This window comes from Pseudomonas schmalbachii (genome assembly GCF_017589465.1).
GTDB lineage: Bacteria > Pseudomonadota > Gammaproteobacteria > Pseudomonadales > Pseudomonadaceae > Pseudomonas > Pseudomonas schmalbachii.
The window spans coordinates 401,084-418,055 of the sequence record NZ_JAELYA010000004.1 but is presented as its reverse complement, the minus strand read 5'-3'; the positions used below and the strand labels follow the sequence as shown (position 1 = coordinate 418,055).

At 66.3% G+C, this 16,972-nt stretch carries 18 protein-coding genes and 2 pseudogenes; 9 read left to right on the top strand and 11 right to left on the bottom strand.

The window, feature by feature from the left end; translation table 11 throughout:
* Nucleotides 1–8: 8 nt before the first annotated feature.
* The 3 genes from rnk to cyaY all read right to left on the bottom strand — a co-directional run bounded on the left by rnk (nucleotide 9) and on the right by cyaY (nucleotide 1,049).
* The gene (gene rnk, locus JFY56_RS13110) at nucleotides 9–416 is read right to left on the bottom strand and encodes a nucleoside diphosphate kinase regulator (protein ID WP_208314187.1); all 408 of its coding nucleotides are present in this window, start codon (nucleotides 414–416) and stop codon (nucleotides 9–11) included.
* A 107-nt stretch (nucleotides 417–523) separates the two neighbouring features.
* Nucleotides 524–736, bottom strand: coding sequence for a DUF1289 domain-containing protein (locus JFY56_RS13105; RefSeq protein WP_208314186.1), 213 nt, complete (start codon nucleotides 734–736; stop codon nucleotides 524–526).
* Complete coding sequence (cyaY, locus tag JFY56_RS13100) at nucleotides 714–1,049, bottom strand: iron donor protein CyaY (RefSeq protein WP_208314185.1); 336 nt, start codon at nucleotides 1,047–1,049, stop codon at nucleotides 714–716. The genes JFY56_RS13105 and cyaY overlap by 23 nt, the downstream gene beginning before the upstream one ends.
* A gap of 205 nt (nucleotides 1,050–1,254) precedes the next feature.
* Here cyaY and lptM point away from each other — a divergent pair, with 205 nt between their 5' ends.
* From lptM to JFY56_RS13075, 6 genes are all read left to right on the top strand, one after another.
* Nucleotides 1,255–1,395: an LPS translocon maturation chaperone LptM gene (lptM, locus tag JFY56_RS13095; protein ID WP_208314184.1), complete on the top strand. Its 141-nt coding sequence runs from the start codon at nucleotides 1,255–1,257 to the stop codon at nucleotides 1,393–1,395.
* Between the two features lie 11 nt (nucleotides 1,396–1,406).
* Nucleotides 1,407–1,529, top strand: a complete 123-nt coding sequence (locus JFY56_RS24530; RefSeq protein WP_268968866.1) for a hypothetical protein — start codon at nucleotides 1,407–1,409, stop codon at nucleotides 1,527–1,529.
* Between the two features lie 10 nt (nucleotides 1,530–1,539).
* Nucleotides 1,540–2,370 carry a diaminopimelate epimerase gene (gene dapF / locus JFY56_RS13090; protein WP_208314183.1) on the top strand — a complete coding sequence of 277 codons (831 nt, stop codon included), beginning with the start codon at nucleotides 1,540–1,542 and terminating at the stop codon, nucleotides 2,368–2,370.
* Between the two features lie 49 nt (nucleotides 2,371–2,419).
* Nucleotides 2,420–3,121 (top strand): DUF484 family protein, encoded by a 702-nt coding sequence (locus JFY56_RS13085; protein WP_208314182.1) that lies wholly within the window; start codon nucleotides 2,420–2,422, stop codon nucleotides 3,119–3,121.
* 69 nt (nucleotides 3,122–3,190) lie between these two features.
* Nucleotides 3,191–4,105, top strand: coding sequence for a tyrosine recombinase XerC (gene xerC / locus JFY56_RS13080; RefSeq protein ID WP_208314181.1), 915 nt, complete (start codon nucleotides 3,191–3,193; stop codon nucleotides 4,103–4,105).
* Nucleotides 4,102–4,797 (top strand): HAD family hydrolase, encoded by a 696-nt coding sequence (locus JFY56_RS13075; RefSeq protein ID WP_208314180.1) that lies wholly within the window; start codon nucleotides 4,102–4,104, stop codon nucleotides 4,795–4,797. Before xerC ends, JFY56_RS13075 begins: the two co-directional genes overlap by 4 nt.
* 170 nt (nucleotides 4,798–4,967) lie before the next feature.
* On the opposite strand, the gene sutA is transcribed toward JFY56_RS13075, so the two are convergent.
* The 4 genes from sutA to glnK form a co-directional block, all read right to left on the bottom strand.
* Nucleotides 4,968–5,288, bottom strand: coding sequence for a transcriptional regulator SutA (gene sutA, locus JFY56_RS13070; RefSeq protein WP_208314179.1), 321 nt, complete (start codon nucleotides 5,286–5,288; stop codon nucleotides 4,968–4,970).
* A 77-nt stretch (nucleotides 5,289–5,365) separates the two neighbouring features.
* On the bottom strand, nucleotides 5,366–5,791 hold the full coding sequence (locus tag JFY56_RS13065) for a secondary thiamine-phosphate synthase enzyme YjbQ (protein ID WP_208314178.1): 426 nt from the start codon (nucleotides 5,789–5,791) through the stop codon (nucleotides 5,366–5,368).
* A 106-nt stretch (nucleotides 5,792–5,897) separates the two neighbouring features.
* On the bottom strand, nucleotides 5,898–7,217 hold the full coding sequence (locus JFY56_RS13060) for an ammonium transporter (protein WP_208314177.1): 1,320 nt from the start codon (nucleotides 7,215–7,217) through the stop codon (nucleotides 5,898–5,900).
* A 39-nt stretch (nucleotides 7,218–7,256) separates the two neighbouring features.
* Nucleotides 7,257–7,595: a P-II family nitrogen regulator gene (gene glnK, locus JFY56_RS13055; RefSeq protein WP_003457590.1), complete on the bottom strand. Its 339-nt coding sequence runs from the start codon at nucleotides 7,593–7,595 to the stop codon at nucleotides 7,257–7,259.
* A gap of 407 nt (nucleotides 7,596–8,002) precedes the next feature.
* Between glnK and JFY56_RS13050 the strand changes: the two genes are divergently transcribed.
* On the top strand, nucleotides 8,003–8,263 hold the full coding sequence (locus JFY56_RS13050; RefSeq protein ID WP_208314176.1) for an accessory factor UbiK family protein: 261 nt from the start codon (nucleotides 8,003–8,005) through the stop codon (nucleotides 8,261–8,263).
* 37 nt (nucleotides 8,264–8,300) lie between these two features.
* Nucleotides 8,301–9,791: a YifB family Mg chelatase-like AAA ATPase gene (locus tag JFY56_RS13045; protein ID WP_208314175.1), complete on the top strand. Its 1,491-nt coding sequence runs from the start codon at nucleotides 8,301–8,303 to the stop codon at nucleotides 9,789–9,791.
* On the opposite strand, the gene JFY56_RS13040 is transcribed toward JFY56_RS13045, so the two are convergent.
* The 3 genes from JFY56_RS13040 to JFY56_RS13030 form a co-directional block, all read right to left on the bottom strand.
* Nucleotides 9,788–10,840, bottom strand: a complete 1,053-nt coding sequence (locus tag JFY56_RS13040; protein ID WP_236032587.1) for a haloacid dehalogenase-like hydrolase — start codon at nucleotides 10,838–10,840, stop codon at nucleotides 9,788–9,790. The two genes, JFY56_RS13045 and JFY56_RS13040, sit on opposite strands and share 4 nt — an antisense overlap.
* A 200-nt stretch (nucleotides 10,841–11,040) precedes the next feature.
* Nucleotides 11,041–12,540: a glucosyltransferase domain-containing protein gene (locus tag JFY56_RS13035; protein WP_208314174.1), complete on the bottom strand. Its 1,500-nt coding sequence runs from the start codon at nucleotides 12,538–12,540 to the stop codon at nucleotides 11,041–11,043.
* Between the two features lie 172 nt (nucleotides 12,541–12,712).
* The gene (locus tag JFY56_RS13030) at nucleotides 12,713–13,633 is read right to left on the bottom strand and encodes a LysR substrate-binding domain-containing protein (RefSeq protein ID WP_208314173.1); all 921 of its coding nucleotides are present in this window, start codon (nucleotides 13,631–13,633) and stop codon (nucleotides 12,713–12,715) included.
* A gap of 152 nt (nucleotides 13,634–13,785) precedes the next feature.
* On the opposite strand from JFY56_RS13030, the pseudogene JFY56_RS13025 reads away from it, so the two are divergent.
* A pseudogene (locus JFY56_RS13025) lies at nucleotides 13,786–15,243 on the top strand (NorM family multidrug efflux MATE transporter).
* 49 nt (nucleotides 15,244–15,292) lie between these two features.
* On the opposite strand, the pseudogene JFY56_RS13020 reads toward JFY56_RS13025, so the two are convergent.
* Nucleotides 15,293–16,504: pseudogene (locus tag JFY56_RS13020) on the bottom strand (putative bifunctional diguanylate cyclase/phosphodiesterase); the annotation flags it as partial.
* Nucleotides 16,505–16,972 lie beyond the last annotated feature (468 nt).

The window sequence follows — 16,972 nt, the reverse complement described above, 5'->3', positions numbered from 1 at the left end:
ATGGCGACTCAGCGTGCGTACGCGCCGGCAGCCTCGGGCTGGTATTCCACTTCCAGCAGGGTGAGCTTCAGCGGCTTGCCGCTCGGTGCCGGCCAGTCGATGGTCTGGCCGCAGCTCAGGCCGAGCAGCGCGGTGCCGACCGGCGCGAGGATCGACACCTTGCCTTCGCCGCCGACGGCGTCCGGATAGACCAGGGTCAGATGGTATTCCTTGCCGCTGCCTTCCTCGCGGCAGCGCACCGTGGAGTTCATGGTCACTACACCCGACGGCACCTCGTCGTGGCCGACCACCTGGGCGCGGGCCAGCTCGGCCTCCAGCGCTTCGGCGGCGGGCCCGTACTCATCCAGGCTGTCGAGCAGGCGCTCCAGACGTTGCAGGTCGAGACGGGTAATGGTGATCGGCGGTGGCGTGGTCATGGTGGCCGGCATACTCCCTTACAGTGAACGGAAAAAAGAAAAACCCCGCCCAAGGCGGGGTTTTCCCGGACACTAGCACAGTCCAAGGAATAAGCAATACCGGCCGGTCAGGCACCGTCCGGGCGGGAATTCCGTCGTTCCTGCGCCGCCCGCAGTATCTCGCGCCGGCGCATTTCGTCGGCATCGCGCCATTCGAGGATTTCCCCCAGGCTGCGGCCGCAACCGAGGCAGATGTCGGCAGCGTCCAGGCAGCATTGCCGACGGCAGGGCGACTGCACCGGCGCGTCCGGGGCGCCGTCAGATGCCGGGGAAATCGACATCCTCGCCCGCCTGCTCGATGGTCGCACGGTTGAGCAGCGCCCCCAGCGGCTCGCGGCCGTTGTCGCTCAGCCAGAGATCGCCGGACTCGTCGTAGTCGAAGTGGAAACCGCCGGAACGCGCCGCCACCCACAGCTGACGCAGCGCCGGCTGGCGGCTGAGGATCAGCTGGGTGCCGTTTTCGAAGCGGATGGTCAGCACGCCATTGGAGTTTTCCAGATCCACATCCAGATCGCTGTCGTCGAACGCGTCCTCCACCGTCATCTGCAGCGCATCGACCAGCTCGTGGAAACGGGATTCACTCAGAGTACTCATGCAACCTCCCTCTACAGTCAACAAACACTCAGTTTACCCCGGGATCGTACCCGGCTCCGGCCCATCCGGCACCTTTCGCCGGAGCGTTCCACAGGGCGTATTTCGCGCTCTGGAAGCCCCGCCGGGCGGGAGCCCGGCCGCATAGGCAAGGCGGCGGGGGGCCGGTATACTCCGGCCCAATCGATGCTTTTACAAGGACTCCGCCATGAAGCGATTGCTTCTCCCCTTCGTCGCACTCGCCGTGCTCGCCTCCGTGCTGGCCGGCTGCGGCCAGAAAGGCCCGCTCTACCATCCGGATGACGAGAAGGCCCGGAGCGAACACAGCAAGGACCGCTACGGACTCTGAGGGAGCAGCACATGCAGGCATTCAACGTCCGCGGCGGGCAACCGTCCGTGGAAGGCGCGGCGCTTTCGGCGCTCACGCCCGGATGCGGAGCGATCGGGCGGCCGCTCGCCAACCAGCGCCTGCTGGCGGAGTGAGGCCGAGACGATGCTTTTGCGCTTCACCAAGATGCACGGCCTGGGCAATGACTTCATGGTCCTCGACCTGGTCAGCCAGCACGCCCATGTCCTGCCGCGCCACGTCAAGCAGTGGGGCGACCGCTACACCGGCATCGGTTTCGACCAGTTGCTGATCGTCGAGCCGCCGGGAAACCCCGAGGTCGACTTCCGCTACCGCATCTTCAATTCCGACGGTTCCGAGGTGGAACAGTGCGGCAACGGTGCGCGCTGCTTCGCCCGCTTCGTGCTGGACAAGCGCCTGACCGCGAAGAAGTCCATCAAGGTGGAAACCAAGGGAGGCGTGATCGAACTGAACATCCGCCCGGACGGCCAGATCACCGTCGACATGGGCGCGCCGCGCCTGGCGCCGGAACAGATACCGTTCGTGGCCGACGCCGAGGCGATCAGCTACAGCGTCGAGCTGGACGGCGAGCACGTGGAGCTGGCCGCGGTGTCCATGGGCAACCCGCATGGCGTGCTGCGCGTGGACAACGTCGACGACGCCCCCGTGCGCACCCTCGGTCCACGCCTGGAGGTGCATCCGCGCTTCCCGCAGAAGGCCAATATCGGTTTCCTCCAGGTGGTCAACCCGAACCAGGCGCGCCTGCGCGTCTGGGAGCGCGGAGTCGGCGAGACCCTGGCCTGCGGCACCGGCGCCTGCGCGGCGGCGGTGGCCGGCATTCGCCAGGGCTGGCTTGAGTCGCCGGTGCAGATCGACCTGCCGGGCGGGCGCCTGACCATCGAGTGGGCAGGCCCGGGGCAGCCGGTTATGATGACCGGGCCTGCCGTCCGCGTTTACGAAGGCCAGGTCCGTTTATGAAAGGCCATCGCCGGGCATAGCGCGCGACAGCCCGCCAACCGAGACGCTTATGACCGAGAAAACCCTGGAACCCGCCGTTTCGCTCGATGCCGAGCAGGTCGCCGAATATCTGCGCCAGCACCCGGAGTTCTTCGTCGAGCATGACGAGCTGATCCCGGAAATGCGCATCCCGCACCAGCCCGGCAATGCCGTGTCGCTGGTGGAGCGGCAGGTGCGCATGCTGCGCGAACGCAATATCGAGATGCGCCATCGCCTGTCGCAACTGATGGACGTCGCCCGCGAAAACGACCGGCTGTTCGACAAGACCCGCCGCCTGGTGCTCGACCTGCTCGACGCCACCAGCCTGGAAGATGTGGTCAGCACCGTCGAGGACAGTCTGCGCCACGAGTTCCAGGTGCCCTACGTCAGCCTGATCCTGTTCAGCGACAGCAGCCTGCCGGTGGGCCGCTCGGTGAGCAGCGGCGAAGCGCACCAGGCCATCGGCGGCCTGTTGTCCGGCGGCAAGACCGTGTGCGGCGTGCTGCGTCCCCACGAACTGGCGTTCCTGTTCGGCGAGGGCGAGAGCGGGGATATCGGCTCGGCCGCGGTGGTTTCGCTGACCTTCCAGGGCCTGCACGGCGTACTCGCCATCGGCAGCCCCGACCCGCAGCATTACAAGAGCTCCCTCGGCACCCTGTTCCTCGGCTACGTCGCCGAAGTCCTGGCTCGCGTCCTGCCGCGCTTTTCCATGCCGCTGCGCTCGGTTCGATAAGAGCGGCAACACGCGGCAAGTCATACGCTGCAAGCCCTGTCGCTTGCAGCCAGCCACGGGGCGAGCTCCATGCAAGACGACCTCGACGCCTTCATCGGCCACCTGCACAGCGAGCGCCAGCTTTCCGGGCACACGCTGGAGGGCTACCAGCGTGACCTGGGCAAAGTCCTGGCGCTCTGCGAGAAGGCCGGCATCGGCACCTGGCAGGCGCTGACGGTCCGCGAGCTGCGCGCCTTCGTCGCCCGCCTGCACCAGCAGGGGCTGTCCAGTCGCAGCCTGGCGCGGCTGCTGTCGGCTACCCGCGGGCTGTACCAGTACCTGATTCGCGAAGGCCGCTGCCGGCACAATCCGGCGGATGGCCTGTCCGCACCGAAGGGCGCGCGCAAGCTGCCGAAGACCCTGGACGTCGACCGCGCCACGCAACTGCTCGACGGCGCCATCGAGGACGACTTCATCGCCCGCCGCGACCACGCCCTGCTCGAACTGTTCTATTCCTCCGGCCTGCGTCTGTCCGAGCTGGTCGGCCTCGACCTGGAGTGGCTGGACCTGAAGGACGGCATGGTCCGCGTGCTCGGCAAGGGCAACAAGGTCCGCGAACTGCCGGTCGGACGCCTCGCCCGCCAGGCCATCGAGGCCTGGCTGCCGCTGCGCGCCCTGGCCAATCCGGCGGATGGCGCGCTGTTCATCAGCCGCAGCGGCAAGCGCCTGACGCCCCGGGCGATCCAGCTGCGCGTGCGCGAGGCCGGCGTGCGCGAGCTCGGCCAGCACCTGCACCCGCACATGCTGCGGCACTCCTTCGCCAGCCATATGCTGGAGTCGTCCCAGGACCTGCGCGCGGTGCAGGACCTGCTTGGCCACGCGGACATCGCCACCACACAGATTTACACTCACCTGGACTTCCAGCACTTGGCCAAGGTGTACGACAGCGCCCATCCCCGCGCCCGCCGCAGTAAGCGCCCCGATGACACAGGAGCAGAAGAATGAGCATCCGCTTGGTCACCTTCGACCTCGACGACACGCTGTGGGATGTCGCCCCGGTCATCCACAGCGCGGAAGCCGCGCTGCGCGACTGGCTGGCGGTCAACGCAGCCATGCTCGGTCCGCTGCCGATCGAACACCTCTGGGCGATTCGAGCGCAGATGCTGGAGCAGGAACCAATGCTCAAGCACCGCATCAGCGAGCTGCGCCGCAGAATCCTGCTGCATGCATTGCAGGAAGCCGGCTACCCCACGGCGGAAGCGCGGGACCTGGCCGAGGCCGCATTCGAGGCCTTCCTCAGCGCGCGCCACCAGGTCAGCCTGTTCCCCGAGGCGCAGCCCACCCTGGAACAGTTGGCCAACCGCTTCATCCTCGGCGTACTCACCAACGGCAACGCCGACGTGCGCCGCCTCGGCCTGGCCGACTACTTCCAGTTCGCCCTCTGCGCCGAAGACCTGGGCATCGGCAAGCCCGACCCGCGCCCGTTCCGCGAAGCCCTGCAGCGCGCCGGCGTGCCCGCCGAGCAAGCAGTGCACATCGGCGACCACCCCAGCGACGACATCGCCGGCGCCCGCCGCGCCGGCCTGCATGCGATCTGGTTCAACCCGGCACGCAAACCGTGGGAAGGCGAGGAACCGCCCAGCGCGGTGATCAGCAACCTGGCCGAGCTGCCGAAAGTACTGACAACGCTACGCTGATCTGTAGGTTGGGCTGAGCTTGCGAAGCCCAACATCCCCCTTGGCATTGTTGGGCTTCACTGCGTTCAGCGCCAACCTACGTGCTGCGAAGCCCAACCTACTGGAGAAGAAATAAAAAAGCCTGCCGCTCCCCTTTCGGGGAGGACAGGCTCGGGGTAACCGCGAGCGAATCAGATAGGGCGGCTGCCGTACTTGCTGTCCGGCTTTTTCGGCGGATCGGCGACCACGTTGGGCTCGATCTCCTGCACCTTGCCGCCGCGCGAGAGGAATTCCTCCATCGCCTTGGCCAGGGCATCCCGCTCTTTCTTTTTCGCTTCGACCGAGGGCAGTTCCTCTTCTTCTACGGCAGCCTTGGCTTTCTTGCCACCGGAAGCAGGGGCTTCTTCCCCGTCGGCGCTCTCCACGTCACCATCGTCGGCCGCGGCGAGCTCCTCGCCATCGTCCTCATCGGCACCGTCCAGATCGTCTTGTTCCAGTTCTTCGTCACTCATTGTTCAACCTCATGGTGCTGCAAAGCAGGTTAGTTATAGCCCAGCTGCGCGCTTTGACGAACGCCGCTGGAAAAAATTCATACAGATTCGCCCTGCAGGGTCGCCAGAACCTTCCGCGGGCCTCCGCTATCACGGTGCTCGCCCAGGTAGATGCCCTGCCAGGTGCCCAGCGCCAGGCGTCCGGACTGTACCGGAAGGGTCAGCTGGCAGCCCAGCAGACTCGCCTTGAAGTGCGCGGGCAGGTCGTCCGGCCCCTCGTAATCGTGCTCGTATCCACCCTCGTCCTGCGGCACCAGGCGATTGAAGAAGCGCTCGAAATCCCGGCGTACCGAGGGATCGGCATTCTCGTTCAATGTCAGCGATGCCGACGTGTGCTGAAGCAGCAGGTGCAGCAGGCCGACCCGGCAATTCGCCAGGCCCGGAAGCGCCGCCAGCAGCTCGTCGGTGACCAGGTGGAAACCGCGCGGCCGGGGCCGCAAGGTGATCAGGGTCTGTTGCCACATCGCAGGGTGTCGCCTCGTCTGGGATAACGATGCGGGCGCATTCTAGCGTGGCGTAGGAAAAAACAAAGGGCGCCCGTAGGCGCCCTCTGGCAAACGACCGACTGTCTTACAGGTTGTAACCGCGTTCGTTGTGCAGGGAGAGGTCCAGACCCACGGTTTCCTCTTCCTCGGTGACCCGCAGACCGATCACCATATCCAGCACCTTGAGGATCACGAAGCTGACGATGCCGGTGTAGATGATGGTGAAGGCGACACCCTTGAACTGGGTGAACAGTTGCCCGCCGATGTCTTCCACGGCACCGAAGCCACCCAGGGCCGGCGCGGCGAACACGCCGGTGAGCAGGGCGCCGACGATACCGCCGATGGCATGCACGCCGAAGGCGTCGAGGGAGTCGTCGTAGCCGGCGGCGCGCTTCAGGCTGGTGGCAGCGAAGAAGCAGATCACGCCGGAAGCCAGGCCGATGACGATGGCGCCCATCGGGCCGCAGGTACCGGCAGCCGGGGTGATGGCGACCAGGCCGGCGACCACGCCGGAAGCGATGCCCAGGGCGCTCGGCTTACCGTGGGTGACCCACTCGGCGAACATCCAGCCCAGGGCGGCGGCGGCGGTGGCGATCTGGGTAACCAGCATGGCCATGCCGGCAGTGCCATTGGCGGCGGCAGCGGAACCGGCGTTGAAGCCGAACCAGCCCACCCACAGCATGGCGGCACCGACCAGGGTGTAGCCGAGGTTGTGCGGCGCCATGGCGACATTCGGGTAGCCCTTGCGCTTGCCCAGCACCAGGCAGGCCACCAGACCGGCGACACCGGCGTTGATGTGCACCACGGTGCCACCGGCGAAGTCCAGTACGCCCCAGTCCCACATCAGGGCGCCGTCGCCGCTCCAGACCATGTGCGCGATCGGCGCATAGACCAGCGTGAACCACACGGCGGTGAAGATCAGCATGGCGGAGAACTTCATGCGCTCGGCGAAGGAGCCGACGATCAGTGCCGGAGTGATGATGGCGAAGGTCATCTGGAAGGTGACGAAGACGCTTTCCGGGAACGCAGCGGTCAGGCTGTCCACCGTCAGGCCATTGAGGAAGGCCTTGTCCAGACCGCCGATGAAGGAGCTGAGGTTGGTTACACCTTTTTCCATGCCGGCCGTATCGAAAGCCAGGCTGTAACCGTAGACGACCCACAGGATGCTGATCAGCGCGGTGATGGCGAAGCACTGCATCATCACCGACAGCACGTTCTTGGCGCGTACCATGCCGCTGTAGAACAGCGCCAGGCCGGGAATGGTCATCAACAGCACGAGCGCTGTCGAGACCAGCATCCAGGCGGTATCGCCGCTATTGAGTACGGGTTCCTCGGCAGCCAGGGCCAGGCCTGGCATTACGAGGGGCAAAAGGGCTCCTAGCCCTGCGTACTTGCGCAGAGTCATTTTTGTTTCTCCTGGGGCGGGGGTTCGGTTTGGCTTGGCTTAGATCGCGTCGGTGCCGGTCTCGCCGGTCCGAATGCGAATGGCCTGTTCCAGATTCACTACGAAAATCTTGCCGTCACCGATCTTGCCGGTGTTGGCAGCCTTGGTAATGGCCTCGATAACGCGATCCAGTTGGTCGTCGGCAATCGCCACATCGATCTTCACCTTGGGCAGGAAGTCGACGACATATTCCGCACCACGGTACAGCTCGGTGTGGCCCTTCTGCCTGCCGAAGCCCTTGACTTCGGTCACAGTAATGCCCTGCACGCCGATCTCCGACAGCGACTCGCGCACGTCGTCCAGCTTGAACGGCTTGATGATGGCTGTGACTAGCTTCATGAAACTCTCTCCCGTGTTTTGGTGGACTCGCCCCAGGAAAACGAACCCAGGACAAGTCTAAGCGCAGTGTCTGGCTTTGTAACGCGCCGACCGCCCTACCCCGGCCATCTGGCGCTATCCAGCCGCTCCTCGGAGCGATCCTCTGCTCCGCCTGCCGCACCGAACTGCAGCGGTGCACGCGATACCAGCACCAAAGCAGGAAGCTTGCCAATTCACTGAAACGCCCGTCCCATCAGGCACTTGCTGCAAACACAGCGTCCACGCGCGCTGGCCAGGCGCCATCCGTCGCACCAGAAGCGCGCATGGACCGACAACCCCCTGCTCAAAAATCGTGCAAGGGGCTCCGGCACCGCCGCCGATACAGGCCGCGTGGTAAACTGCCGGCCGATCCCACTCGGAACGCCACCATGCTCCCGCCCAAAGCCTTTCTCGATGCCATCAGCCAACAAGCCGGCCGACTCTTCGGCGGCGAGCCGCCACTGCCCAAGGCCGAGCTGGAATCCCAGTTCAAGGTCCTGCTGCAAGGCGCCTTCAGCAAGCTAGATCTGGTGAGCCGCGACGAGTTCGACAGCCAGATGGTGGTGCTCGCCCGCACCCGCGCGCGCCTCGAAGCCCTGGAAGCCAAGGTCGCTGAACTGGAAGCCAAACTCACCCCGCCCGCCGAATAAGCCACCGCGCGGGCGGCATGCGATCAAGGAGTGATCCATGTCCCTGGCCATCGTCCACAGCCGCGCCCAGGTGGGCGTGGAAGCCCCCAGCGTCACCGTCGAAGCGCACCTGGCCAACGGCCTGCCGTCGCTGACCCTGGTCGGCCTGCCGGAAACCGCCGTCAAGGAAAGCAAGGACCGCGTGCGCAGCGCGATCCTCAACGCCGGCTTCGAATACCCCAACCGGCGCATCACCCTCAACCTCGCCCCAGCCGACCTGCCAAAGGACGGCGGCCGCTTCGACCTGGCCATCGCCCTCGGTATCCTGGCCGCCGGCGGACAGATGCCCGGCGATCGGCTGCAGGAGTACGAATGCCTGGGCGAACTGGCCCTATCCGGCGCGCTGCGGCCAGTCCAGGGCGTACTGCCCGCCGCCCTGGCCGCCCGCGCTGCCGGACGCACCCTTGTGGTGCCAAAGGAAAACGCCGAGGAAGCCAGCCTGGCCAGCGGCTTGCGGGTCTTCGCGGTCAGCCATCTGCTGGAACTCGCCGCGCACTTCAGCGGCCAGACCCTGCTGCAACCGTACGAGGCGCAAGGCCTGTTGCGGGAAACGCCGCCCTACCCCGACCTCGCCGACGTGCAAGGACAGGAGGCCGCCAAGCGCGCCCTGCTGGTCGCCGCGGCCGGCTCGCACAATCTACTGCTGAGCGGCCCGCCCGGCACCGGCAAGACCCTGCTGGCCAGCCGCCTGCCCGGCCTGCTGCCGCCGCTGGATGAAGACGAAGCGCTGCAGGTTGCGGCGATCCACTCGGTTTCCGGGCGCGGACCGCTGACTCACTGGCCGCAGCGACCGTTCCGTCAACCGCACCACAGCGCCTCCGCCGCCGCGCTGGTCGGCGGCGGCAGTCGACCGCAGCCGGGCGAAATCACACTGGCCCATGAAGGTGTGCTGTTTCTCGACGAATTGCCGGAGTTCGACCGGAAAGTCCTGGAAGTCCTGCGCGAACCGCTGGAAAGCGGCGAAATCATCATCGCCCGCGCCAACGGCCGGGTGCGCTTCCCGGCGCGTTTCCAACTGGTCGCAGCGATGAATCCCTGCCCCTGTGGCTTCCTCGGCGATCCCAGCGGCCGCTGCCGCTGCACGCCAGAGCAGATCCAGCGCTACCGCGCCAAGCTCTCCGGCCCACTACTGGACCGCATCGACCTGCACCTGACCGTCAGCCGCGAAAGCACCAGCCTGACACCCACTGGCGGCGCCATCAGCACCGCCGAACTCGCCCGCCAGGTCGCCGACGCCCGCATCCGGCAACTGCGCCGCCAAGGCTGCGCCAACGCCTTCCTCGACCTGAAATCCATGCACCAATATTGTGCACTGGCTCGCGAGGACCAGACCTGGCTGGAATCCGCCGGCGAACGCCTCGACCTGTCCCTCCGCGCCCTGCACCGCATCCTCAAGGTCGCCCGCACCCTGGCTGACCTGGAGAAAGCAGAGCACATCAGCCGCACGCATCTGGCGGAGGCGTTGCATTACCGCGCGGCAGCGGGCTAGAGAATCTCCTCCGGCGTCACGATCACCCAGTTCTTGTCTGCCGTTACCGGCTGGCCGAGTTTCGCCTGGGCCTCGGCGTTCTTTTTGATCATGCCGTTGATCTGGTCCATGTACTTGGCCTTGCGGTTTATCCACAGGTGGATGCCGTTGTCCGCCAGGCCGTTGAACAGCATATAGCCGTCGCTGCTCGGGGTGTCGCCGCCGACCAGGATCGGTTTCTTCCACTGGTCGATGTAGGTGAGGATCGCCGCCTGCTTGCCGGCCATCCAGGTCGCCGGGGTCCACAGGTAGGGGGTGACTTCCAGGTTCAGGTTGGCCTTCTCGTCGTACTTGCCTTCGGCGATCTGCTTGCGGCTGGTGGTGATTTCGCCGCTCTCGCGGTTCTTCAGCAACGTGGTGACGCCGATGACGTTCTGTGGTTTGACGTTGTAGCCGTACCTGGGATCGGCGGCGACCATGCGCACCAGTTCCTCGTGGGCGGCGGTCATCACGTAGACCTCGATGCCGTTCTCCATCAGCTTGTTGAACAGCTCGCGCTGGCCGCTGAAGATCTTCGGCGGCTGGATTTCCACCGGTTTCACTGCGTCGCCTTCGTAGTAGTCGCTGGGAATTGGCTTGCCGTAGGCCATCAGTTCGTCGACGTAGCCCTTCAGCTCCTTGAGGGTGAAGCCGGAGAACACCTGGGCGACCCACGGGTAGCAGACCAGGTCGTCGACTTCGCACAGCCGGTAGTAGTAGCTGTTGAGGCTTTCCTTGTGCCCGCCGACGTCCTTGAACGGGATCAGCCTGAGCGACGGGTCGAGCTTGTCGCGGGTGAGCACGCCCTTCATTTCCAGGAACGGCAGCAGCGACTCTTCCAGGTCGTAGCGGTAGCTGGTGTTATCCATGTCGAACACGGCATAGGCGCCCTTGTTGGCGTTGGCCGCGATCAGCGCGTCGAGTTGCCTGGCGGCGGGCTCCGGCCAGTGTTTCAGCTCGGTGGCGGCGAAGGCGGTGCTGGCGAGCCCGCCCAGCAGCAGGGCGGCGGTCAGGTGATGAAGTGGTTTCATCGGTGGTCCCCGGTGATGGTCATGAGGGTCGGGGAAGAACTGGATACATCGCGGAGCAGGACCTGCGATGACTGCCGTTCAGCACTTCCCTTTGCGTAACACAGCATTGACCCTAGCAAAGCAGGATGACCATTCAGCGACGATCACGACCGATAGCGTCGTGTTTGCGCCAGCATTTATCCAGGAACGTCATGCCCGCATCACAGGCAGACGTACAGAACATCGCCGCGCTTGTGGATGGCCCCCTCCTGCGGCCAGATCGGCGAGCCATCGCAGAGGGCGCGCATCGGCTCGTCAGCGGCGATCACGCCGATGCGTCGACCGGTGGCTTCGCGCAGCAGCCCGGACTGGACCTTGGCGACATCGAAAGCGGAACGCCCGTGGTCGCGCATGGCGCTCGCCAGAGGGGTCGAGTGCACCACCCTCCCTCGGCCGACGATCAGGCTCACCTCTTCCCGGAAGTCGGCGCCATACAGCCGTTGGATGTCATGAACCAGAAGCTGCGCCTTGCTCATATCCCAGCGATTGAGCCGCCACTGGTCGAACAGGATGCGGTTGCTCTGACCGGCCAGTGCCCAGATGGCCAGCCCCCCGAGCAGGAGGAAAGCCAAGGGTGGACGCCCACCCTGCCCCAGGCACAGCGTCAGCATGCCGCCGACCAGGAACCCTACGGCCGGCAAGGCCCGATAGACCGGCCACCAGACGCCAGCCATGGCCAACGGCGCCACGCAGAGCAGCAGCAGGGCGAGAAACAGCAGCAGCGCCGGGAGCGCTGCGCTCCGGCATGCACGCCACAGGCAAAACAGGCCGCCGCCCAGCAGGAGCAGCAACAACAGGCTCAGGGCCGGTGACTGGAACGCCGAGCCCCCGTAGAGCAGTTCGGCCAGCAAGGCGAGGATGTCCGGCCCGCGCCCGAGGATTTCGCCAAAACCTGCGGGCCGCCCACGTGCATCGCCCGCGCCGACGGGGAGCACCAGGGCGATCAGGATATTGACCAGGGCGTACGCCAGCACCGCCGCCGGAACCGGCAGCAGTAGTCGCCACTGCACCAGCCAGGCGACAGACAGCGATCCGCCCTGTTCCCGCACACGCCCCAATGCACGCTGGAAGGTCACCAGCAACAGCAGGCAAACCGCCAGTGGAAGGGCCGCCTGGTAGGCGCCCAGCGCCAGGGTCAATGCTGCCGCGGCACCGGCGTGGAGACGCCAGCCACGCTGCGATCCAGGGTGCGGCCCGATGCTCAGCCACGCATGGAAGAACAGGCAAAGAAAGCCGACGAAGCACACCGAGTTGACCGCCGCCTCGCGGAAACTGACCAGCTCGGTGAAGAACGGATGCACGGCGATCAGCCCGCCCCCGAGCAGTTGGACGGGCAGCGCGCGCGGCCCCGGCGCGAGACTGCCGACGAACAGGCTGATCAGGTATGCATAGGCCAGGAACAGCAGGGTGAGGTTGAGGATATAGAGTTCGGTCCAGCGAAAGCCCAGCCACGACGTCAGCAACTGCAGCGCAGCCTCGGTGAAGCGCCCCTGGCTCAGATATGCCAGCTCACGCCCATCGAAGCGGTCGGTATGCAGGTAGTCATCGAGCATGTACCCGGGCATGAACGCCAGCCCCTTGCTGGCCAGCAGGCAGGCCAGCACGGCAAAGAACAGTATTGCCTGGCGCAACTGGCCGGCAGCGAGAGGCCTGGCCTCCATGACTCATCTCCTTGTTGGACGGCACCCATGACGAACGGGCCGTGAAGCGGGCGGAGGAGTCTAGGGAGCGCTCACGGTGCGAGCGCGTACGAATGCTCTGCAGGTGTCGACAGACGCCTCTGTGAATTCACCCAGGACAATCCAATGCGGCATCGACGGGCCGGACACCTGCTCACTCCCGCAACTCCACCTCCGGCAACCGCATCACCCGCACCTCGGCCAGCAGGAAGTCGCGCAGCCGGCGCAGGCGCTCCTGGTTGCGCCGCGCCTTCGGCCAGACCAGGTAGTAGCTCTCGCCGCTGGCCACCGCGCTCGGCCAGGGCAATGCCAGGCGGCCCTGGGCGGCGTCCTCGGCGACCATCACCAGGTCGCCGATGGATAGCCCGTAGCCCCGCGCCGCGGCGACGATGCCCAGTTCCAGGGTGTCGAACACCTGGCCGCCCTTCAGCGAGACCTGTTCGCCCAGCCCCATGCGCTGCAGCCAGCGCCGCCAGTCGCGACGGTCCGGGGTCGGGTGCAGCAGTTCCGCCTGCGCCAGCCGCTCGGCGTCCCATGGGCCGTCGCCAAGCAGTTGCGGCGGACCGACCGGGATCAGCCATTCGCGGAACAGCAGGGTGCTCTCCCACTCATCCGGGAAATGCCCGCCGCTGAGCAGCACCGCGCAATCGAACGGCTCATGGCCGAAATCGACCTTGTCCACATCCATCCAGGCGCTGGTCAGCTGCACTTCGTTGTCGCTGCCCTGCAGGCGGAAGGCACTGAGACGCGCCAGCAGCCAGCGCATGGTCAGGGTCGAGGGCGCCTTCAGGCGCAGCACGCCCTCTTCCGCGCGCAGGCTGGAGCAGGCGCGTTCGAGGGAGTCGAAGCCGTCGCGCAGACCGGGCAGCAGCAGGCGCGCCGGCTCGGTCAGCTCCAGTTGGCGGCCGCGGCGCTGGAACAGGCGGCAGCCGAAATGCTCCTCCAGGGTGCGGATATGCCGGCTCACCGCGCTCTGGGTGATCGCCAGTTCCTCGGCGGCGCGGGTGAAGGAAGCGTGCCGGGCGGCCGCTTCGAAGGCGCGCAGGGCATAGAGGGGCGGCAACTGGCGGGACATGACTATGGCTCGATGGATGGATCCATGAGTCTAACTCATGGAAAGCATCGCTTTTTTCCTTTTGTGGCGACCTGCCGGGCAGCGGGACAATACGGATATCACGCACTGGTGGCGCATCTCCGCGCCCACACGCATTGAGCCTTACTCATCCCATGAAGCAACCCTACCGCGGTGAACTCGCCGCCATCCTGCGCCTTGCCGGGCCGCTGATCGCCGCCCAGCTGGCCTACGTGGCGATGATCTTCACTGACACCCTGATGATGGGCAAACTCGGCCCGGAGGCCCTGGCCAGCGGCGGCCTGGGCGCCACCAGCTACTCCTTCGTGTCGATGTTCTGCGTCGGCGTGGTGGCGGCGGTGGGCAACCTGGTCGCGATCCGCCATGGCGCCGGCGATGCACAGGGCGTCGCCCGGATCACCCGCTCCGGATTGTGGGTGGGCATGGGACTGGCGCTGCTGGCCGGGCTGCTGCTGTGGAATCTCGAAGCGATCCTGCTGGTCTTCGGCCAGGCGCCGGAAACCGTGCACGGCACCATGAGTTTCCTGCACAGCATCATCTTCGCCCTGCCCGGCTACATGGCCTTCATGGTGTTGCGCGGCTTCACCAGCGCCATCGAGCGGACCGGCCCGGTGATGGCCATCAGCATGCTCGGCGCGCTGGCCAACCTCGGCCTCAACTACGCCTTCATCGAGGGCTGGTTCGGACTGCCGCGCCTGGGCCTGGCCGGCATCGGAATGGTCACCGCCATCGTCATGAACGCCCTGCCGCTGCTGCTGGCGCTGTATATCCGCTGGCACCCGGCCTATGCCGACTACCCGCTGCTGGCCGGCCTGACGCGTCCGGACCTGCGCGCCATCGGCGAAACCCTGCGCCTGGGCCTGCCGATCGGCGGCACCTATGCGGTGGAGGGCGGCATGTTTACCGTCGCCGCGCTGTGCATGGGCGCCATCGGCAGCACCCAGCTGGCCGCACACCAGATCGCCATCCAGGCGGTGTACGTGGCGTTCATGGTGCCGGTGGGGATTTCCTACGCGACGACCTTCCGCATCGGCCAGCACTACGGCGCCGGCCGCCTCATCGAAGCGCGGCGCGCCGGGCGGCTGGGGATCGGCTTCGGCGCCACCTGCATGTTCGCCTTCGCCGCACTGTTCTGGCTGGCGCCGGAGGCTGTGGTGGGCCTGTTCCTCGATCGCAGCGATTCCGCCAATCACGATGTGCTGCGGATCGCCGTCGGACTGCTGGCGATCGCCGCCTGGTTCGAGCTGTTCGACGGCATCCAGACCATCGCCATGGGCGCCATCCGCGGCCTGAAGGATGCGCGCACCACCTTCCTCGTCGGCCTTGCCGGTTACTGGCTGGTGGGTGTTCCCGCGGCGTGGCTGCTGGCTTTCCCGGCGGGCTGGGGTGCCAGCGGCGTCTGGTGGGGGCTGGCGCTGGGGCTGGCCGGCGCCGCGCTGGGACTGTGCCTGGCGTTCGAATGGAAGACCGCGCGACTGCTCACGGAATCGCCCGGTGAACTCAGTTGCTCACCGGGTCCTGCTGTCTGAGTTCCTGTCGCATGCCGAATTCCAGGAAATCCGCCAGCTCTTCCAGCGGCAACGGCTGGCTGATCAGGAACCCCTGCATCTGGTCGCAGCCGAACTGGCACAGTTGCGCCTGCTGCTCGGCGTTCTCCACCCCCTCCGCCACCACCTCGAGATTGAGGTTGTGCGCCAGGTTGATCATCGCCCGCACCAGTTGACGGTTCGCCGGGCGCTGCAGCATGCCGCCGACGAAGCTGCGGTCGATCTTCAGCAGGGTGATCGGCAGGTTGTTGAGATGGACGAAGGATGAGAACCCGGTGCCGAAATCGTCCAGCGAGAAGCGCACGCCCAGTTGGCTGAGCGTCTGCATGGTCCGCAGCACCTGGTCGCTGCGGCGCATCACGGCGGTTTCGGTCAGCTCGAACTCCAGCCAGCGGGCATCGATGCCGCGCTCGGCGATCAGCCTTTCCAGGGTCGGCAGTAACTGGCTGTCCTGGAACTGGCGGAACGACAGGTTGATCGCCATGTGCAGCTCGGGCAGGCCGCGCTTGCGCAGCCATTGCATGTCGCGCAGGGCGCGGGAGATCACCCAGTAGCCGAGCGGCACGATCAGCCCGCTCTCCTCCGCCAGCGGGATGAAATCGTCCGGCCCCAGCAGGCCGCGCTGGGGATGGTGCCAGCGCACCAGCGCCTCCAGGCCGACGATGCGGCCATCGCTGAGGTCCAGGCGCGGCTGGTAATAGAGGTCCAGTTCCTCGCGGCGCAGGGCCCGGCGCAAACCGCCTTCGAGGTCCGCCAGGCTGCGCGCACCGCGATTACCGAGTTCGTCGAAGATATGGAAGGTGCAGCCCTGGCACGACTTGGCCTGCTGCATGGCGATATGCGCGTGCCAGAGCAGCGGATCGGCGCCATCCCCGGCATGGGCGCGGGCCAGGCCCAGGCTGCAGCCAAGCAGGAGACTCTCGCCGTCCACCCAGTACGGCTCGCCGAGGGCGTCGACGATCCGCTCGGCGACACGTTCGGCGCGCCGGGCATCGTGGCGGGTATCCAGCAGCAGGGCGAATTCGTCGCTGCCCAGGCGGGCCAGGTGGTCGCCGCTTTCCAGTTGTTCCTTGAGGCGGGCGACCACCTGCAGGATCAGCCGGTCGCCGGCCTGGTGGCCGAGGGCGTCGTTGACGTGGCGGAAGTTGTCCAGGTCAAGGTGGCCGAGGACCAGGCCGCTGCCGCCGCACTCGCCCAGGCGTGCGGCGAGCAGGGCATGCAGGCCCTGGCGATTGGCGATGCCGGTCAGCGGGTCCTGCTCGGCCAGGCGCTGCAGGGTGTTCTGCAGCCCGGAGCGCTCGCGCACGTAGCGCAGGCAGCGGCGCAGCACTTCGCTGCTCAGTTGCCCGGCGACCAGCCAGTCGCTGACGCCATGCAGGGGCTCCGCCGGCTCCGCGTCGAGCAGCAGGACCAGCGGCAGCGAACATTGAAGGGCAGAAGGCCGGCTTTGCGGAGTGGCCAGCAACAGATCGATCTGCTGGTGACTGCAAGCAGCTTCCCAGGAAGGAGCAGTGACCAGCGAATAGCCCGTCCCCAACGCGGCAAGATGCTCGCGCAACAACCCGGCCCACTGCGGAGTTTCCGCCAGCAGCAGCAGGCGCGTAGGTTCAACCAACGCAGCCAAACGACCCCCGATTCAATCAAGTTGATTGCAATGGCAACCCGTGCCAGGCAATCCGGTTTTGCGTCTTCTCCGGTCGCCCGTTTCGGCGTCCACAGGGAAGACTCGCTGAAACTCTTAAGAGTTTTCTTCAAATAGTGCGGGCACAGCCTA

Coding starts and splice junctions, on each gene's coding strand:
- rnk (WP_208314187.1), bottom strand. CDS start 416: ATGACCACGCCACCGCCGATCACCATTACCCGTCTCGACCTGCAACGT.
- JFY56_RS13105 (WP_208314186.1), bottom strand. CDS start 736: ATGTCGATTTCCCCGGCATCTGACGGCGCCCCGGACGCGCCGGTGCAG.
- cyaY (WP_208314185.1), bottom strand. CDS start 1,049: ATGAGTACTCTGAGTGAATCCCGTTTCCACGAGCTGGTCGATGCGCTG.
- lptM (WP_208314184.1), top strand. CDS start 1,255: ATGAAGCGATTGCTTCTCCCCTTCGTCGCACTCGCCGTGCTCGCCTCC.
- JFY56_RS24530 (WP_268968866.1), top strand. CDS start 1,407: ATGCAGGCATTCAACGTCCGCGGCGGGCAACCGTCCGTGGAAGGCGCG.
- dapF (WP_208314183.1), top strand. CDS start 1,540: ATGCTTTTGCGCTTCACCAAGATGCACGGCCTGGGCAATGACTTCATG.
- JFY56_RS13085 (WP_208314182.1), top strand. CDS start 2,420: ATGACCGAGAAAACCCTGGAACCCGCCGTTTCGCTCGATGCCGAGCAG.
- xerC (WP_208314181.1), top strand. CDS start 3,191: ATGCAAGACGACCTCGACGCCTTCATCGGCCACCTGCACAGCGAGCGC.
- JFY56_RS13075 (WP_208314180.1), top strand. CDS start 4,102: ATGAGCATCCGCTTGGTCACCTTCGACCTCGACGACACGCTGTGGGAT.
- sutA (WP_208314179.1), bottom strand. CDS start 5,288: ATGAGTGACGAAGAACTGGAACAAGACGATCTGGACGGTGCCGATGAG.
- JFY56_RS13065 (WP_208314178.1), bottom strand. CDS start 5,791: ATGTGGCAACAGACCCTGATCACCTTGCGGCCCCGGCCGCGCGGTTTC.
- JFY56_RS13060 (WP_208314177.1), bottom strand. CDS start 7,217: ATGACTCTGCGCAAGTACGCAGGGCTAGGAGCCCTTTTGCCCCTCGTA.
- glnK (WP_003457590.1), bottom strand. CDS start 7,595: ATGAAGCTAGTCACAGCCATCATCAAGCCGTTCAAGCTGGACGACGTG.
- JFY56_RS13050 (WP_208314176.1), top strand. CDS start 8,003: ATGCTCCCGCCCAAAGCCTTTCTCGATGCCATCAGCCAACAAGCCGGC.
- JFY56_RS13045 (WP_208314175.1), top strand. CDS start 8,301: ATGTCCCTGGCCATCGTCCACAGCCGCGCCCAGGTGGGCGTGGAAGCC.
- JFY56_RS13040 (WP_236032587.1), bottom strand. CDS start 10,840: ATGAAACCACTTCATCACCTGACCGCCGCCCTGCTGCTGGGCGGGCTC.
- JFY56_RS13035 (WP_208314174.1), bottom strand. CDS start 12,540: ATGGAGGCCAGGCCTCTCGCTGCCGGCCAGTTGCGCCAGGCAATACTG.
- JFY56_RS13030 (WP_208314173.1), bottom strand. CDS start 13,633: ATGTCCCGCCAGTTGCCGCCCCTCTATGCCCTGCGCGCCTTCGAAGCG.